The organism is Mesorhizobium sp. P2_F8, from assembly GCF_056403655.1.
Genome location: NZ_JBFUFB010000006.1, coordinates 104,314 through 119,068, shown reverse-complemented (window position 1 = coordinate 119,068; position 14,755 = coordinate 104,314). Strand labels below are relative to the sequence as shown.

Annotated in this window: 14 protein-coding genes; 7 read left to right on the top strand and 7 right to left on the bottom strand. The window is 62.9% G+C overall.

What is annotated here, in order from left to right; translation table 11 throughout:
- Positions 1-2: 2 nt before the first annotated feature.
- A complete protein-coding gene (locus AC1DZP_RS16155) occupies positions 3-1,838 on the bottom strand; it encodes a monovalent cation:proton antiporter-2 (CPA2) family protein (protein WP_477303716.1) in 1,836 nt (611 codons plus the stop codon).
- 247 nt (positions 1,839-2,085) lie between these two features.
- Here AC1DZP_RS16155 and AC1DZP_RS16150 point away from each other — a divergent pair, with 247 nt between their 5' ends.
- Positions 2,086-2,352: a hypothetical protein gene (locus tag AC1DZP_RS16150; protein WP_095085087.1), complete on the top strand. Its 267-nt coding sequence runs from the start codon at positions 2,086-2,088 to the stop codon at positions 2,350-2,352.
- Between the two features lie 77 nt (positions 2,353-2,429).
- Here AC1DZP_RS16150 and AC1DZP_RS16145 read toward each other — a convergent pair whose 3' ends face one another.
- The 4 genes from AC1DZP_RS16145 to AC1DZP_RS16130 form a co-directional block, all read right to left on the bottom strand.
- Entirely contained in the window at positions 2,430-2,984 is a 555-nt protein-coding gene (locus tag AC1DZP_RS16145; RefSeq protein WP_477303714.1) for a hypothetical protein, read from the bottom strand.
- 135 nt (positions 2,985-3,119) lie between these two features.
- Positions 3,120-4,217 carry a YcjF family protein gene (locus tag AC1DZP_RS16140; RefSeq protein ID WP_477303712.1) on the bottom strand — a complete coding sequence of 366 codons (1,098 nt, stop codon included), beginning with the start codon at positions 4,215-4,217 and terminating at the stop codon, positions 3,120-3,122.
- Positions 4,214-5,692 carry a YcjX family GTP-binding protein gene (locus AC1DZP_RS16135; protein WP_477303710.1) on the bottom strand — a complete coding sequence of 493 codons (1,479 nt, stop codon included), beginning with the start codon at positions 5,690-5,692 and terminating at the stop codon, positions 4,214-4,216. The genes AC1DZP_RS16140 and AC1DZP_RS16135 overlap by 4 nt, the downstream gene beginning before the upstream one ends.
- Positions 5,693-5,755: 63 nt before the next feature.
- Complete coding sequence (locus AC1DZP_RS16130; RefSeq protein WP_477303708.1) at positions 5,756-6,259, bottom strand: SixA phosphatase family protein; 504 nt, start codon at positions 6,257-6,259, stop codon at positions 5,756-5,758.
- Positions 6,260-6,599: 340 nt separating this feature from the next.
- Here AC1DZP_RS16130 and dksA point away from each other — a divergent pair, with 340 nt between their 5' ends.
- Positions 6,600-7,016: an RNA polymerase-binding protein DksA gene (gene dksA, locus AC1DZP_RS16125; protein ID WP_095085082.1), complete on the top strand. Its 417-nt coding sequence runs from the start codon at positions 6,600-6,602 to the stop codon at positions 7,014-7,016.
- 131 nt (positions 7,017-7,147) lie between these two features.
- On the opposite strand, the gene AC1DZP_RS16120 is transcribed toward dksA, so the two are convergent.
- Positions 7,148-7,894, bottom strand: a complete 747-nt coding sequence (locus AC1DZP_RS16120; protein WP_477303706.1) for a hypothetical protein — start codon at positions 7,892-7,894, stop codon at positions 7,148-7,150.
- A 222-nt stretch (positions 7,895-8,116) separates the two neighbouring features.
- Here AC1DZP_RS16120 and cckA point away from each other — a divergent pair, with 222 nt between their 5' ends.
- Entirely contained in the window at positions 8,117-10,690 is a 2,574-nt protein-coding gene (gene cckA, locus AC1DZP_RS16115; RefSeq protein WP_477303705.1) for a cell cycle histidine kinase CckA, read from the top strand.
- An 88-nt stretch (positions 10,691-10,778) separates the two neighbouring features.
- A complete protein-coding gene (locus tag AC1DZP_RS16110; protein WP_457150759.1) occupies positions 10,779-11,489 on the top strand; it encodes a purine-nucleoside phosphorylase in 711 nt (236 codons plus the stop codon).
- Here AC1DZP_RS16110 and AC1DZP_RS16105 read toward each other — a convergent pair.
- Positions 11,486-11,791, bottom strand: coding sequence for a ribbon-helix-helix domain-containing protein (locus AC1DZP_RS16105; RefSeq protein ID WP_457150773.1), 306 nt, complete (start codon positions 11,789-11,791; stop codon positions 11,486-11,488). The two genes, AC1DZP_RS16110 and AC1DZP_RS16105, sit on opposite strands and share 4 nt — an antisense overlap.
- A 230-nt stretch (positions 11,792-12,021) precedes the next feature.
- Here AC1DZP_RS16105 and AC1DZP_RS16100 point away from each other — a divergent pair, with 230 nt between their 5' ends.
- From AC1DZP_RS16100 to AC1DZP_RS16090, 3 genes are all read left to right on the top strand, one after another.
- The gene (locus AC1DZP_RS16100) at positions 12,022-12,417 is read left to right on the top strand and encodes a VOC family protein (protein ID WP_095085077.1); all 396 of its coding nucleotides are present in this window, start codon (positions 12,022-12,024) and stop codon (positions 12,415-12,417) included.
- 169 nt (positions 12,418-12,586) lie between these two features.
- On the top strand, positions 12,587-13,117 hold the full coding sequence (locus AC1DZP_RS16095; protein WP_095085076.1) for a Twin-arginine translocation pathway signal: 531 nt from the start codon (positions 12,587-12,589) through the stop codon (positions 13,115-13,117).
- 45 nt (positions 13,118-13,162) lie between these two features.
- A complete protein-coding gene (locus AC1DZP_RS16090) occupies positions 13,163-14,734 on the top strand; it encodes a GMC family oxidoreductase (protein ID WP_477303703.1) in 1,572 nt (523 codons plus the stop codon).
- Positions 14,735-14,755: the final 21 nt, after the last annotated feature.

Below are 14,755 nucleotides of genomic sequence, written 5' to 3'. Positions count from 1 at the left end.
GTTCAATCCGCGGGTTCTGATTTGTGCAAAACACCGGCCGTCTCTTCATTGAGTGCCTGGCCGGTACGGCGCGGCTGGGTGAGGGGCGTGGGAATGGGCGTGCCGATATTGCCCCTCAGGAAGCGTTGTCCGGCACGAACACCTTCGGCGAGCTGGGTTTCGAAACGGGCGGTATCGCGGCGCCGCACATCTTCGATCACCTCTGCCACGTCTTCGGGATCGACGCCGAGCGATTCCAGCGCCGAGCCGCCGAAAACCAACGCCGATTCGAAAGTTTCGCGCAGCTGGAAGTCCACGCCGGCACGAATGAGCTGCAGCGCCGTGCCGCGGTCGAAAGCCCGGGCGAGCACAGTGAGCAGTGGAAATTCGGCCTTGATCAGCTGGGCGATGCGAACGGCCACATCCGGCTTGTCGACGCAGATCAGCACGGCGCGCGCGCGGCCAGCCCCGGCCGCATGCAGGATGTCCAGCCGCGTGCCATCGCCATAATAGACCTTGAAGCCGAAATCGGCCGCCGCCTGGATCATTTCGACATCGTTGTCGATGATCGAGACATCGATGCCGCGCAGGAGCAGCGGCTGACTGGCGATCTGGCCGAAGCGGCCGAAGCCGATGATCAGCACGCTGCCGGTCAGGCCATCGGCAATCTCGACCCCGTCGAGCGACTGCTCGTCGCGCGGTGTGAGATACCGCAAGGCGATGATCGCCAGCGGCGTCAGCACCATCGAGATGATGACGATCGCCGTCAGCGTCGCGTTGGCCCGGTTGTCGATGATGCCGACCGCGGCGGCGGCCGAATAAAGGACGAAGGCGAATTCGCCGCCTTGCGCCATGAAGACCGCACGCTCCAACGCTTCGCGATGGCGGGTTTTCAGGACCCGCGCGACGATGTAGATGCCGAGCGCCTTCATCACCATGTAGGCGATGACATAGATGGCAACCAGCCGCCAGTTCGCGACCACCACATGCAGGTCGAGCGACATGCCGACGGCAAGGAAGAACAGGCCGAGCAGGATGCCGCGAAAGGGTTCGATGTCGGCTTCGAGCTGATGCCGGAAGGTCGATTCCGACAGCAGCACGCCGGCCAGGAATGCACCCATCGCCATCGACAGGCCGCTGAGCTGCATGGCGAGCGCCGATCCGAGGACGACCAGAAGGGCGGCAGCCGTCATCACCTCGCGGGCACGGGCATCCGCCAGGATGCGGAAGAACGGATTGAGCAGATAGCGTCCAGCCAGCACCAGTCCGACAATCGCGGCAAGGCCGATGCCTATCTCGGTGAAGCGCTCCGCCAGGCTGGTGTCGGCGCCGCCGGGCGCCAGGAATGCGATCAGGGCCAGCAGCGGCACGATGGCGAGGTCCTCGAGCAGCAGCACAGAGACGATGCGCTGGCCTTTCGGCTCGGCGATTTCGCCGCGTTCCTCCAGAAGCTGCATGACGATCGCCGTCGAGGTCAGCACGAAGCCGGCGCCGGCGACGAAGGATTGCGAGATCGGAAACCCTCCCGCCACGCCAACAGCGGTCAGCAAGACCGCGCAGACGCCGACCTGCAGTGCACCGAGGCCGAAGATCTCGCGGCGCAAGCCCCATAGCCGCGACGGCTGCATTTCCAGTCCGATGATGAACAGGAACATCACCACGCCGAGCTCAGCGACATGAAGGATGGCTTCCGATTCGGAAAAGACGCGCAGGCCAAACGGGCCGATCACCACACCGGCGGCCAGATAGCCGAGAATCGAGCCGAGGCCCATGCGCTTGAAGATGGGAACGGCGACAACGCCGGCTGCAAGCAGCGCCACCACCTGAACCAGATCGTTGCTCGATGCCTCTACCGCCATTCCGCCATTCCGCTCGTTTGAGGATCGATTCCGATTTCGAAGTCTCTTTGACAAGGGGCGAAGATAGGGGCTTCGGTGGGGATCGAACAGCCCGAATCCGGATCACCGGCGATGTTGCGGGTGCGTTACACAAGTTGACGTTGGGAACGCGTTGCATCTTGCCACAATCGAAGGCTAAGGACGCTCGGCTTCGGCCATTGGAGGGTGAGCGACGATCAAGTCGAGCCCTTTTGAGGAGATGACTGACATGAAGAAGTTTTTGTTTGTTGCCGTCGGCCTGGCGGTGCTGGCCGGTTCGGCGTGCTCGAAGGCGCCCGAGTGCACGGCCGAGATCGCAACCAAGAAAGCGCAGGACATGGCTGCCGCGCTGCAGGAAGCGATCACCAAGGACCCGTCCAAGGCGGCTGACCTGACGGCCAAGGTGCAGGCCGTGACAACCAAATATCAGGGCACCACGACATTGGCCGACGCCTGCAAGGCGTATGACGAGGTGACGGCCGCGATCAAGGGCTAATCGCAGGATCGAAGCGGTTTGAACGAGGCGGCGACCGTTGGGTCGCCGCCTTTTTGCTTTTAGAGATCTATGATTGTTCAGTTTGGCGCGATGGAGCCGACTTCGATGTCATCGACACGCTTCAGGCTCATGCCGATCACCGGCACCAACTGGTCGTCGACACGCACCGCAATGGTCACCGTCATCGAATTGTCGTCAGGGATGCGGGCCTGCATCACGCCGCGCAGCTGGTTGCGGTTGATGGTGAAGACCACCTTGCGGGCATCGACGACATTGCCGCCGATGATGTCGAGGCCGGAACCGGTAGCGCCGCCCATGAAGCTGCCCTTGTAGCCCTCGCGGCCCTTGCGCTCGATCGTGGCCGACATTTGCTGGGTGAACATGCCGACCCGGCAACCGCCGTCGAGTGTCATGCCGACCTTGCCGTCCGGCGTCGAGCCGGTGAAGCTGCAGTTGAATTTGGTGCCCTTGTACTTGCCGGCGACGATTTCGCCGGGTCCGATCCATTTGCCTTCGGCCGACTGGAAGAACTGCTTGTCCGGCTCCGAGGCGGAAGCCGCTCCGCCAATGCCGACGAGTGCTGTTATCACGGTTGCCAGGGGCAAGACGCTGGACAGAATTACACTTTTCATCGACGACACCCGGCAACAAAGAGGCTGTTTGGAACCCGTCTGACCATGAACAAGATTGGTTAATGCTTCGTCACTACGGGACCACTGGGAAGCAGTCCGGCAACAATTCCGAAGGTCCAAAAGCTGCAGCCCGGTTCACTTGCCGGATGGGGTCGTTTCGGCATCTTTCCTGGTTGCAAACGATGTCAGCGCCGAGAGGAAATCGCCCAGTCCCGGACGCTTCGCGGCGCTGAAGGGTAGGGGACGCGTGGTCTCCATCGCCGCGATGCCGATGCGCGCCGTCATCATGCCATTGACGACGCCCTCGCCGAGCTTGGCCGAAAGGCGCGCCGCCAGGCCGTGGCCGACGATCTGCTGGACGAAACTGTCGCCGACGGCGATCGAACCGGTGACCGCCAGATGCGCCAGCACGCTGTGCGCGAGGCGGAAGAAGCCGAGCGTTCCCGGCCGCCCACCATAAAGCTCCGACAGGCGGCGAATGAGGCGTCCGGCCTCGAACACGACATAGGCGACATCGACCAGCGCGCGCGGGCTGACCGCCGTCACCAGCGAGACGCGTTTGGCCGCCTCGAGAATCATCACCTTGGCCCTGGCATCGAGGGGGCCGAGAATTTCGGCTTCGGCCAACCGCACCAGATTGCCGCCATCGATGATTTCGCCGCGCAGTTCGGCCAGCGCGCGGCGGCCGGCCGCGGTCTCGGGCTTGGCCGCGACGAAGGCCGACAACTCGTCGACCACCGATCGTGCCGCCTTGGGATCATCGCGTGCAATCGCATCGAGCGCCCGCTTCTGCAGCTTTTCCACCTCGGCGAGGCGGGCGATGGCCAGGAACTCGCGGATCAGGATGACCAGAAGCGCCAGCACGGCAATGGCCGCCATGCCGGCGGCCAGCCAGCCCAGCCATTCGGCACGCGCAAAGAGGTCACGTATGAGCTGATCGGTCCACAGGCCGACAGCCAGCGAAATCAGCACACCAAAGGCGCCGAAGAAGATGCTGCCGAGCAGCGACCGCTTTCTTGGAGCGATCGCCGGCGGCGGTTCGGCGGCGACGATGTCAGGCGCGTCGAAGACATCGACTTCCGCCGGGATGACCATCGCGACATCGGTCTTCATCGCGCGGGGCTTCCGCTGGGAGTCAACCTGGGCCTGGACACGGCGTGCCTCTGGCGCCTCTTGTTTCGATTTGGCTTCCGGCTCGATACGAAATGCGGCCGGCTTGCGGGGCGCGGTCATGCCAGATGATCTCCAATCAGGAACTGCAAGGCACGGTCGAGCCGGATATGCGGCAGCGACAGCGTGACGCCTTCGGCGGTGCGCTCGAGCTTTGGTGGACGGAAACGGACGAAGCGGATTGCCGGGTCCACGGTATCCTGCTTGTGATCGGACCCGGAAATATCGAAAACCGCATCATTATTCTCCGGTAAATCACCGGGAAATATGGCAGTTTCCGTTTTGCCGTCAAAGGTTTCGCCGTTGATCTTCTCGCCGGCAATCGGTGTGCCGATGATGACAGGAAGCGTCTCCCGGCCCTGCTTGACGGTGCCTTCGCGCGTCGCGCGCACCGCCGCCATGGCGACCACATCGACATCGGCGCCGGTGAAATTCGCGCGGGCCACGGCACGGTCGGCAAGCCGCCGCACGATAGCCTGCAAGCGGTCATGGCTTTCGTGGTGCAGATGGTCGGCCTTGGTCGCGGCAACCAGGATGCGGTCGATGCGCCGTGAAAACAGGTCGGTGAGGAAGCTGCCGCGGCCGGGACGGAAACAACTGAGGATCTCGGTCACCGCGCGCTCCAGGTCGGCCATGGCGCCGGGGCCGGCGTTCAGCGCCTGCATGGCGTCGATCAGCACGATCTGGCGATCGAGGCGCGTGATGTGTTCTCGGAAGAACGGTTTGACGACATGCGTCTTGTAGGCCTCGTAACGCCGGTCCATCATGGCGTGCAGCGACCCTGGGCGTGGACGCCTGTCGCCCAGCCCAGGCAGGGGCGCGAAGGTCAGTGCGGGCGAGCCTTCGAGATCGCCAGGCATCAGGAAGCGGCCGGGCGGCAAGGTCGAAAGCGCCCGCTCGTCGAGCTTGCAGGCCTTCAGATAGGCGGCGAAGCTTTCGGCCAGGCGGCGCGCTGTCATCTCGTCGGCATCGGCGTTCGGGTCAATCTCCGCCGACAGCGCCCGCCAGGCCTGCGACAGGTCCTCGCGCACCGGCAAAACGGCCATTTCGAAGGCTTCGCCGGAAAAATCGGCGAAGGATTTGCCAAGCAGCGGCAGGTCTAGCAGCCATTCGCCGGGATAGTCGACGATATCGACCGACAGCTTGCCGGAGGAAAACATGCGGCTCCAGCCGGAGGCCGATTCATATTCGATGGTCAGCCGCAATTCGGAAATGGCGCGCGTCGAATCGGGCCAGGCGCGATCGTTGACCAGTGCGGCGATGTGATCCTCGTACTGGAAGCGCGGCACGGCGTCGTCAGGCTGCTGTTCGAGGAAGGCACGAGCGATGCGCCCGGATTTCTGGGCCTCGAACAGCGGCAGGCGCCCGCCATGGATCAGATTGTGGACAAAGGCCGATATGAACACCGTCTTGCCGGCTCGGGACAGGCCCGTGACACCCAATCGCAGCGATGGAGAGAAAAGCCCGGTGGCGCGGCCCGACAGGGTGTCGAGGGCAATCCTCGCCTCGTCGGTGAAAGTGGTCAGCGATGATGCCAAAATATGATCTCTCGGGCTTCGGTCCGCCCGATATAGGCTGTGGAACCCGGCTTTGAAATGGCGTCAGAGATCGGCCGGCGTCAGGAACGCTTCGAGATGGCCGGCGCCCTGGGCGGCTTTTGCCAGATCGCCGTCGAAGCGGACGACCGCCAGACCGGTGGTCGGGAAACCGTGGTTGAGCGTGGCCCGCGCCCTCTCGTCGCCGCTGCCCGAAACCGCCATGGCGAGATCCTCCGTCATCGGATTGTGGCCGATGACCAGCATCGAACCCGATCCGCCATTTTCGCGGATGAGGCGGAGGTAACCGGCAGCGTCTTCGCTGTAGAGCGTGTCGAAGAACAGCACCCGTCCGGTGTCGGTCTGACCGGCCAGGCCTTCCAGCGTCTCCTTGGCGCGTTTGGCGTTGGAGCAGATGGTCAGGTCCGGAACATAGCAGCGGGACCGCATGGCGGCGCCCATCATTTCGGCATCGGCGCGGCCGGATGCGTCGAGCGGGCGATCAAAATCGCGCATGCCGGGCAGTGCCCAGCCGGCCTTGGCATGTCGCAACAGATAAAGCGTGCCCACCCAACCTCCGCTGACGCCGAATGCCGAACTTCCTGGATTAGCCACGAGAAAGCCGCTGCGCACAATGGCCCGTGTTCTTCAAACACAGCGAATCATCGATGTGCAGTGCCGCAAAGGGCGCTTGTGCTTCGGCGCGAAGATCATGCCGGTCTTCGAAAAGGATGTTGCACGGGATCCAAAGTGTCGAAGCGTAGTTTGGTATCAAAACGACCATTCGCTGCTGCAAAGGCGCCCGCCACCGAACATTAACAATTGCGTGAGACAGCGGCCGATTGCGCTTGTGCAGGCGTCGGACCGCGAATATATAGGCGCCAAAATTGGGGCAGTTTGGGTGAGTCGAATGAACGACATCGTTACCGCCGATTACATACCCTCCGAAGACGAGCCGTTCATGAATGAACGGCAGAAATCCTACTTCCGCCAAAAGCTCGTCACCTGGAAGAATGACATATTGCGCGAAGCGCGCGAAACTCTCGAAATCCTGCAACAGGAAAACGCCAACCACCCCGATCTCGCCGACCGCGCCTCTTCGGAAACCGACCGCGCAATCGAGCTCAGGGCCCGCGACCGCCAGCGAAAGCTCATCGCAAAGATCGATTCAGCCCTGCAGCGCATCGACGAAGGTACTTACGGCTATTGCGAGGAGACCGGCGAGCCGATCGCGTTGAAGCGCCTCGATGCACGTCCGATCGCGACGTTGTCGATCGAAGCGCAGGAGCGGCATGAGCGCCGCGAAAAGGTCTATCGCGACGACTGACGCATAGCCCATGGGCTGTGCTCATGACGGTTTGCGGCGATGTTGACATAAGAATGGCCGGTTTTCCGGCCATTTTTGTTGGCGCGCCCGACCGGCTCAATTCCCCGGCCGCTGTGCAGGTCAGATTCTGATCATCTCTTCTGGCTGGAGAGTTCGCCCAGAAGCTTGGTCATTTCGTCGTCGAGCGACTGCGGTGCCTTCGCCGCCGGTTTGCTCACCGGGCTGCTCGAACGCGGCTGGTCGAGCGACACTTCGAGTTCCTTCATCAGCTTATCGTCGATGCTGTCCTGCGTTGGCGGCGCTGGCGCCTGCCTGACGGCATTGGCGTTCGCGGATCCATAGGCGGGCAGCGGAGTGACATTGGTCAGCTGCGGCTTCGGTAGCGGTGCCGGTGCCGGCACCGGTGTTGGCGCTGCCTGGCGCGGGCGTGCGGGCGGCGCCGCGTTCACCGGCTGCGGAGCAGGTGCCTGCCTAGCCGGCGGCGGAGGAGCGGGTTGAGGTGCACGCGGTTTCGCCGCTGGGGCCGCGGCGCCCGGGACCGGCTGCAAGCCGCCATCTCCGGTCAGCGCCGGACGGCGTGGCGCCGAAAGCCGGATGTCACGTTCGACGACAACGTCGGTCGGACCGCCGATCAGCAGCAGATGTTCGATATCATCGCGGCGTATCAGCACCAGCCGGCGATGGCTGTCGACGGCGGTGGCGTCCATGACGGCCAGCCGCGTCTTGCGGTTCCTGCCGCCGGCAACGAAGGTTCCGAACGTCAGGTTGCGCACAAGCTTGATGATAACGAGAACGATGACCAGCAGGACAAGCGCTGCAAACGTCCACAACAGTGCTGCGGCATAACCGGGGCCCGCCACGCTATCCAGCCATTGCATTGGTTTTCCCTGATTGCCCTGAGGAGGTGATGCGACACTAGACCGTTGCGGCGGGCTACCGCAATGCGTTTCCGCTCTTGATGAACAGCTTGAAAACTCCGAAGGCCGGAAGATATCATTTTTATCCGACATTTGCCGCCCAGGCCTTTTCCGGACCAGGAGAATATGATTCAACCGGTCAAGGGCGGGTGTCGGAACACCGGATTCACGAGCAGGGGGCACATGGCCAAGGAAGCGCGCGGCGATTTCTATCCGGTACCGATCGTCGACCAGAATACGCGACCGGGCGCGGTTACCCGGCTCATCATTTTCATCGTCGTTCTGACCGGGGCCGCTATTGTCTTCGGCCTTTTCCGCGAGCGCCTCGGCGACCCTTTCCTGCTCGGCATGCTCGGTGTGCTGGCGATGATCGGCGTCGGCTTCCTGTTCGCCACGGCGATCGGCTTCGTGCAGATCACGCCACGCTCGACCGGTGACGAACTCTCGAAGGCATTCGTTGATTCTATGTCACAGGGCCTTCTCGTCACCGACACCAAGGGCCGCGTCGTCTACGCCAATCGGGCCTATGCCGACATGACCGGAGCGACGTCGGCGGCCGACCTGAAGACGGTCGAGGGGTTGCTCTCGGATGTCCCCGAAGCCTCGGTGACGATCTATCGGCTGGCGTCCGGCCTGCGCGACGGGCAGTCGGGCGACGGCGAGTTTCGTCTCGCGCAGTCCATTCGGCCGGGCGCCGAGCCCGGCGCCCGCTGGTATCGGGCGCGTGCCCGCGCCTTCAGAGTTCCGGGCCAGCGGCTGCCGATGCTGGCCTGGCAGCTTGCCGACATCTCGCAAGAGCGGGCCGAGCAGGAGCGTTTCTTCCTCGACCTGCAGAAGGCGATCGATCACCTCGACCATGCGCCAGCCGGCTTCTTTTCAGCCGACCAGGACGGCCGTGTCACTTACATCAACGCCACGCTTGCCGAGTGGCTGGGCATCGACCTTACCAGTTTCACGCCCGGCTCCGTCACCCTGCCGGAGATCGTGGCCGGAGACGGCATGGCGCTGGTCCGCTCGGTCAAGGCCGACCCTGGAACGACACGCAACGCGGTCATCGATCTCGACCTGACGACGATGACGGGCGAAGCGCTGCCGGTGCGCTTCATGCACCGCGTTTCGGCCAGCCGCGAAGGCCTCAACGGGCCGACGCGCACGATCGTGCTCAACCGCACGCAGGGCGAGGACGCCTCAGCCGACCTGCGTGCTTCGGAAGTGCGCTTCACCCGCTTCTTCAACTCGACACCGATGGCGATCGCCGGCGTCGACCACAGCGGGCGCATTCTGCGCACCAATGCGCCGTTCCTGTCGCTGTTTTCGTCCGTCGTCGACCGGGACGCGGTCGATCGCCGTGTGCGGCTCGACACGGTGATCCATGAGCGCGACCGGCCGGCCTTCGCCGCGGCCTTCGAGAAGGCGCAGCAGCGGCAGGCCGACATCGAGCCGATCGATACCTTGCTGCCCGGCAACGACGACCGGCACATCCGTTTCTACGTCAACGCGGTCGCCGACGGCACCGGCGGCGAGGGTGCCGAGGAGTCGGCGATCGTCTACGCCGTCGAGACGACGGAGCAGAAGGCGCTCGAAGGGCAGATGGCGCAAAGCCAGAAGATGCAGGCGGTCGGGCAGCTTGCCGGCGGTATCGCGCACGACTTCAACAATGTGCTCACCGCCATCATCATGGCGTCCGACCTTTTGTTGACCAACCACCGCCCGTCGGACCCGTCCTTCCCCGACATCATGAACATCAAGCAGAATGCCAACCGGGCGGCCTCGCTGGTGCGGCAATTGCTTGCCTTCTCGCGCAAGCAGACGCTGCGGCCGGAAGTGCTCAACCTGACCGACGTGCTGGCCGATCTCAGGATGCTGCTGGCGCGCCTGGTCGGCAACGACATCAAGCTGAAGGTCGACCATGGCCGCGACCTGTGGCCGGTCAAGGTCGATATCGGTCAGTTCGAACAGGTGGTGGTCAACCTTGCGGTCAACGCGCGCGATGCCATGCCGGCCGGCGGCGATCTCACCGTGCGCACACGCAATGTGACCGCCGAGGAATGCAAGGCCTTCTCCTACCGCGAACTCACCCCGGCCGACTATGTCGTGGTCGAAGTCGAGGATACCGGCAGCGGCATCGCGCCAGACGTACTGAAGAAGATTTTCGAACCCTTCTTCACCACCAAGGAAGTCGGCAAGGGCACCGGGCTTGGATTGTCGATGGTCTACGGCATCATCAAGCAGACCGGCGGCTTCATCTTCTGCGATTCCGAGGTCGGCAAGGGCTCGACTTTCCGCATTTTCCTGCCGCGTCATATCGCCGAAGCGAAAAAAGCAGGCCAGCCCGACGATCTGCCGGCGGCACCGGCGAAGGTTGCCGATGCGGCCAAGGATCTGTCCGGCTCGGCCACGGTGCTGCTCGTCGAGGACGAGGACGCCGTGCGCATGGGCGGCATGCGGGCGCTGGTGTCGCGCGGCTATACCGTGCACGAGGCCTCCTCGGGCGTCGAGGCGCTGGAAGTGTTCGAGGCGCTGGGCGGCAAGGTCGACATCGTCGTCTCGGACGTGGTGATGCCTGAAATGGATGGGCCGACGCTGCTTGGTGAATTGCGCAAGCGCCAGCCGGACATCAAATTCGTCTTCGTGTCCGGCTATGCCGAGGACGCATTCGCCAGAAACCTGCCGGCAGATGCGCATTTCGGCTTCCTGCCAAAGCCGTTTTCGCTCAAGCAACTGGCGACGATCGTCAAGGATGTGTTGGAGAATTAGAATCTCCTGATGTTCTTTTCCTTGCAAGACGCCGTGACAACGCCATGATTGAGGGCTGAAACGGCAGGCGGGCTTGGGGGAGCAGCGGTTGACGCCACACAACGAAGCAGACAAGGGTGCCTACGCCGACACGGTGTTGTTGCCGGGTGACCCGCAGCGCGCCGAATGGATGGCGCAAACTTTTCTGGAAGCGCCGCGCTGCATCAATCGCCGACGCGGCGCCCTTGGCTTTACCGGACTGTTTCGCGGCAGACCCATCAGCATTCAAGCGACCGGCATCGGCGTCTCGTCGTTTCTGATCTATGTGCATGAATTACTTGACTATTATGGCGCTCGGACGTTGATCCGCACGGGCACCTGCGGCAGCCTGACGGCCAAGGCCAAGCTGCGCAGCCTGGTCATCTCGCAATCGGCACAGGCGGAAAGCGCTCAAAGCGGCCAGGTTTTCGGCCTCTACAAGGCTGTCGCCGGTCCGGATCCAGCACTTCTCAGCTGCGCGCTGACCAAGGCAGCCGAACTTGGCATCGACCATTGTGCCGGCCTGACGGTTTGCAGCGACATCTTCTATCATCCTGAAGGACGCGGCCGCTTTGCCGATGCGCAGGCAGCCGGTGCGCTGGCCGTGGATATGGAAACCAGCGCGCTTTATCGCATCGCGGCCCATTTCGGGGCTCGGGCACTGTCGATGTGCACGGTGGTCGACAACATCGAGACCGATGAACTGACCGACTACTCCGAGCGCCAGGAGCTGTTCAGCGATATGAGCCGGCTGGCTCTTGCTGTCGCGGTCGACAGCTAGGCAGCTTGCCGCTTCGGCATCGCCTGTTCATCCATGCCTGGCCGATGGCCGCGCAAATAGAGCGCGCAGGTGGTGCGCAGCATGGAGGCAAAGTTTGGAATGGCGCCGTTGATCTCGATGGCTTCGTCGTAAAGCTTGGAGATGAATTTCGGCGTCGTCAGGCCTTGGTTTTCGGCGATTTCATCGAGCAACGCCCAGAAGGTCGCCTCAAGCTGGATGCTCGTGGAGTGGCCGTCAATGCGAATCGACCGATTGATCTGGCGATAGCCTTCGGGGTCCTGGCCCGCAAATACCCTGCACATCCGACAAACCTCCCATGCTTGTTGGTCTTGGGCGGGCAGGCGTACGGTCTGATACTGCTCGACCTGTCCCCATGCGCATTCTCGGGCAAAATTGCCGGAACGGCAATCGGACTTTCGTCCCTGTCCCCTAAAGCGCGTCGCCAGTTCACGGTTTTGGGCGTGGTAACCGGCTGCCACCACCTTTTCCCCGCTCTGCCCATAATTGGCTCCACACAAGGGCGGAGACTGATTTGGCCAAAGCAATTCATTCCATGATCCGGGTTCTCGACGAGGCCCGATCCGTCGATTTCTACAGGAATGCCTTCGGGCTCGATGTTGCCGACAGGCTGGACTTCGAGACGTTCACGCTCATTTACCTCAGCAACGCCGAAACCGGGTTCGAGCTCGAACTGACCGTGAACAAGGGTAGGGTCGAGCCCTACGTGCTCGGCGATGGTTACGGCCACCTCGCGGTCTCGATCGCCGACCTCGACAGCGAACATGATCGCCTCGGCGCGCTCGGCCTCAACCCGAAGAAGATCGTCGAGTTCAACCATGACGGTTCGCCGATCGCCCGCTTCTTTTTCATCGAGGATCCGGACGGCTACAAGATCGAGGTTCTGCAACGAGGAGGCCGCTTCCAATAGGAGACAATGCGGCCGCACCGGCGCGTGCGGCGCCAGCAACGGCGCGCTCAAGCATTTCGCCCAAAAGTGCGCAGCGGTTTTGGGACAACGAGATGCACAAACAAGGTCTTGAAGCACGTCGATTGTGGCGCGCTTCAAGGGGCGCAAATAGCAAGCAGGGAGGAATATTATGGTCACGATCTATGACGGGAAGCCTGGACTTTCACGTCGTGAGCTTCTCAAACGCGGTGGCATTGGTGCGCTGCTCGTCATTTCCGGCAGCGCGGTCATCAGCCCCGAACATGCCTGGGGGCTCGAGACATCCGCGCTCAAGCCCGAAACCATGGCGACGCTGATCCAGATGGCGCGCGACATCTATCCGCATGATCAGGTTCCCGACAAATATTACGCCATCGCCGTGAAAGGCCATGACGAGCAGGCCGGCAAGGACGCCGCCTACAAGACGATGATCGAAGACGGTATCGCCGACCTTGACAAGAAGTCTGGGGACGGAGGCTACCGGGGCCTTGGCTGGGAGGAGCAGCGCGTCGCGGTGCTGAAGCAGATCGAGGCGACGCCGTTCTTCCAGGCCATCCGTGGCGGCCTCGTCGTCAGCCTCTACAACCAGAAAGAGGTCTGGCCGATCTTCGGCTACGAGGGCGAGTCCTTTTCCAAGGGCGGCTACATCGCGCGCGGTTTCAACGACATCGAGTGGCTCTGAGCCCCGTCGTTTTGAACCCGCAAACAGAAATCATGGGAGGAAACCATGGCAACAGCATTTGACCTGAACAACGACGGCGTGGTCGTCATCATCGGCTCGGGCGCCGGCGGCGGTACGCTCGGGAACGAACTTGCCCAGAAGGGTGTCGACGTCGTCATCCTGGAGGCCGGCGCGCGCCACGAATATGAGGAGTTTGTCAACGACGAGTGGGATTCGTTCACCCAGCTCGCCTGGAAGGACAAGCGCACCACCTCCGGTGACTGGCGTGTGGCCAAGGATTTTCCGAACCTGCCGGCCTGGATCGTCAAGTCGGTCGGGGGTTCGACGACCCACTGGGCCGGAGCGTCGCTGCGTTTCCAGGAGCATGAGTTCAAGACGCTGTCGACGTATGGCAAAGTGGAAGGTGCCACCCTGCTCGACTGGCCGATCACGTTGGCCGAGATGGAGCCCTACTATGCCAAGGCCGAAGCCAAGATGGGCGTCACCGGGACCAATGACTGGCCGAGATTGCCGGGCAACAACAATTTCAAGGTGTTGAAGGCTGGCGCCGACAAGCTTGGCTATAAGGAATGCCACACCGGCAACATGGCCATCAACTCGGTCGAGCGCGACGACCGCTTGTCCTGCCAGCAAACCGGATTTTGCTTCCAGGGCTGCAAATGGGGCGCCAAATGGTCGACGCTCTACACCGAGATCCCCAAGGGCGAGGCAACAGGCCATCTCGAGGTCAGGCCGAACGCCATGGCGATCAAGATCAACCATGACGCCTCGGGCAAGGTGACCGGCGTGGTCTACGCCGACAAGGATGGCAAGCTGCAAGAGCAGAAAGCCCGTATCGTCGCAGTCGCCGGCAACTCAATCGAAAGCCCGCGGCTGCTGCTCAATTCGTCGTCGGGCAAATTCCCCGACGGCCTTGCCAACTCATCGGGGCAGGTGGGCAAGAACTACATGCGCCACACCACGGGCTCGGTCTATGCCATCTTCGACAAACCGGTGCACATGTATCGCGGCACCACCATGGCCGGCATCATCCGCGACGAGGCGCGCCATGATCCGTCACGCGGCTTCGTCGGCGGCTACGAGTTCGAGACGCTGTCGCTCGGCCTGCCGTTCATGGCGGCCTTCCTCGATCCAGGGGCCTGGGGCCGCTCGTTCACCACGGCGCTCGACCACTACGACCACATGGCCGGGCTGTGGATCGTCGGCGAGGACATGCCACGCGCGGAGAACCGCATCACGCTGCATGCCGACATGAAGGACGAGCACGGCATGCCGATCGCCGACGTGCATTTCGACGATCACCCGAACGATACCGCGATGCGCAACCATGCCTACAAGCAGGCCTTGGCGCTTTATGCCGCGGTCGGCGCCACGCGCACCTTCCCGACGCCGCCCTATCCGTCGACCCACAATCTCGGCACCAACCGGATGAGCGAGAAGGCGGCAGACGGCGTCGTCAACAAGCATGGCCAGACGCACGACATCAAGAACCTGTTCGTGTCGGACGGCAGCCAGTTCACGACGGGTGCCGCCGAAAACCCGACCTTGACGATCGTGTCGCTGGCGATCCGCCAGGCCGATTACATCGCCGCGCAGATGTCGGCCAAGACGATCTGAGCCGGCAAGACATCGCCCCGT

Bases quoted from the DNA above. Each gene is read 5' to 3' on its own strand.
- AC1DZP_RS16155 (WP_477303716.1), bottom strand. From the start codon at position 1,838: ATGGCGGTAGAGGCATCGAGCAACGATCTGGTTCAGGTGGTGGCGCTG.
- AC1DZP_RS16150 (WP_095085087.1), top strand. From the start codon at position 2,086: ATGAAGAAGTTTTTGTTTGTTGCCGTCGGCCTGGCGGTGCTGGCCGGT.
- AC1DZP_RS16145 (WP_477303714.1), bottom strand. From the start codon at position 2,984: ATGAAAAGTGTAATTCTGTCCAGCGTCTTGCCCCTGGCAACCGTGATA.
- AC1DZP_RS16140 (WP_477303712.1), bottom strand. From the start codon at position 4,217: ATGACCGCGCCCCGCAAGCCGGCCGCATTTCGTATCGAGCCGGAAGCC.
- dksA (WP_095085082.1), top strand. From the start codon at position 6,600: ATGAACGACATCGTTACCGCCGATTACATACCCTCCGAAGACGAGCCG.
- AC1DZP_RS16120 (WP_477303706.1), bottom strand. From the start codon at position 7,894: ATGCAATGGCTGGATAGCGTGGCGGGCCCCGGTTATGCCGCAGCACTG.
- cckA (WP_477303705.1), top strand. From the start codon at position 8,117: ATGGCCAAGGAAGCGCGCGGCGATTTCTATCCGGTACCGATCGTCGAC.
- AC1DZP_RS16105 (WP_457150773.1), bottom strand. From the start codon at position 11,791: ATGTGCAGGGTATTTGCGGGCCAGGACCCCGAAGGCTATCGCCAGATC.
- AC1DZP_RS16095 (WP_095085076.1), top strand. From the start codon at position 12,587: ATGGTCACGATCTATGACGGGAAGCCTGGACTTTCACGTCGTGAGCTT.
- AC1DZP_RS16090 (WP_477303703.1), top strand. From the start codon at position 13,163: ATGGCAACAGCATTTGACCTGAACAACGACGGCGTGGTCGTCATCATC.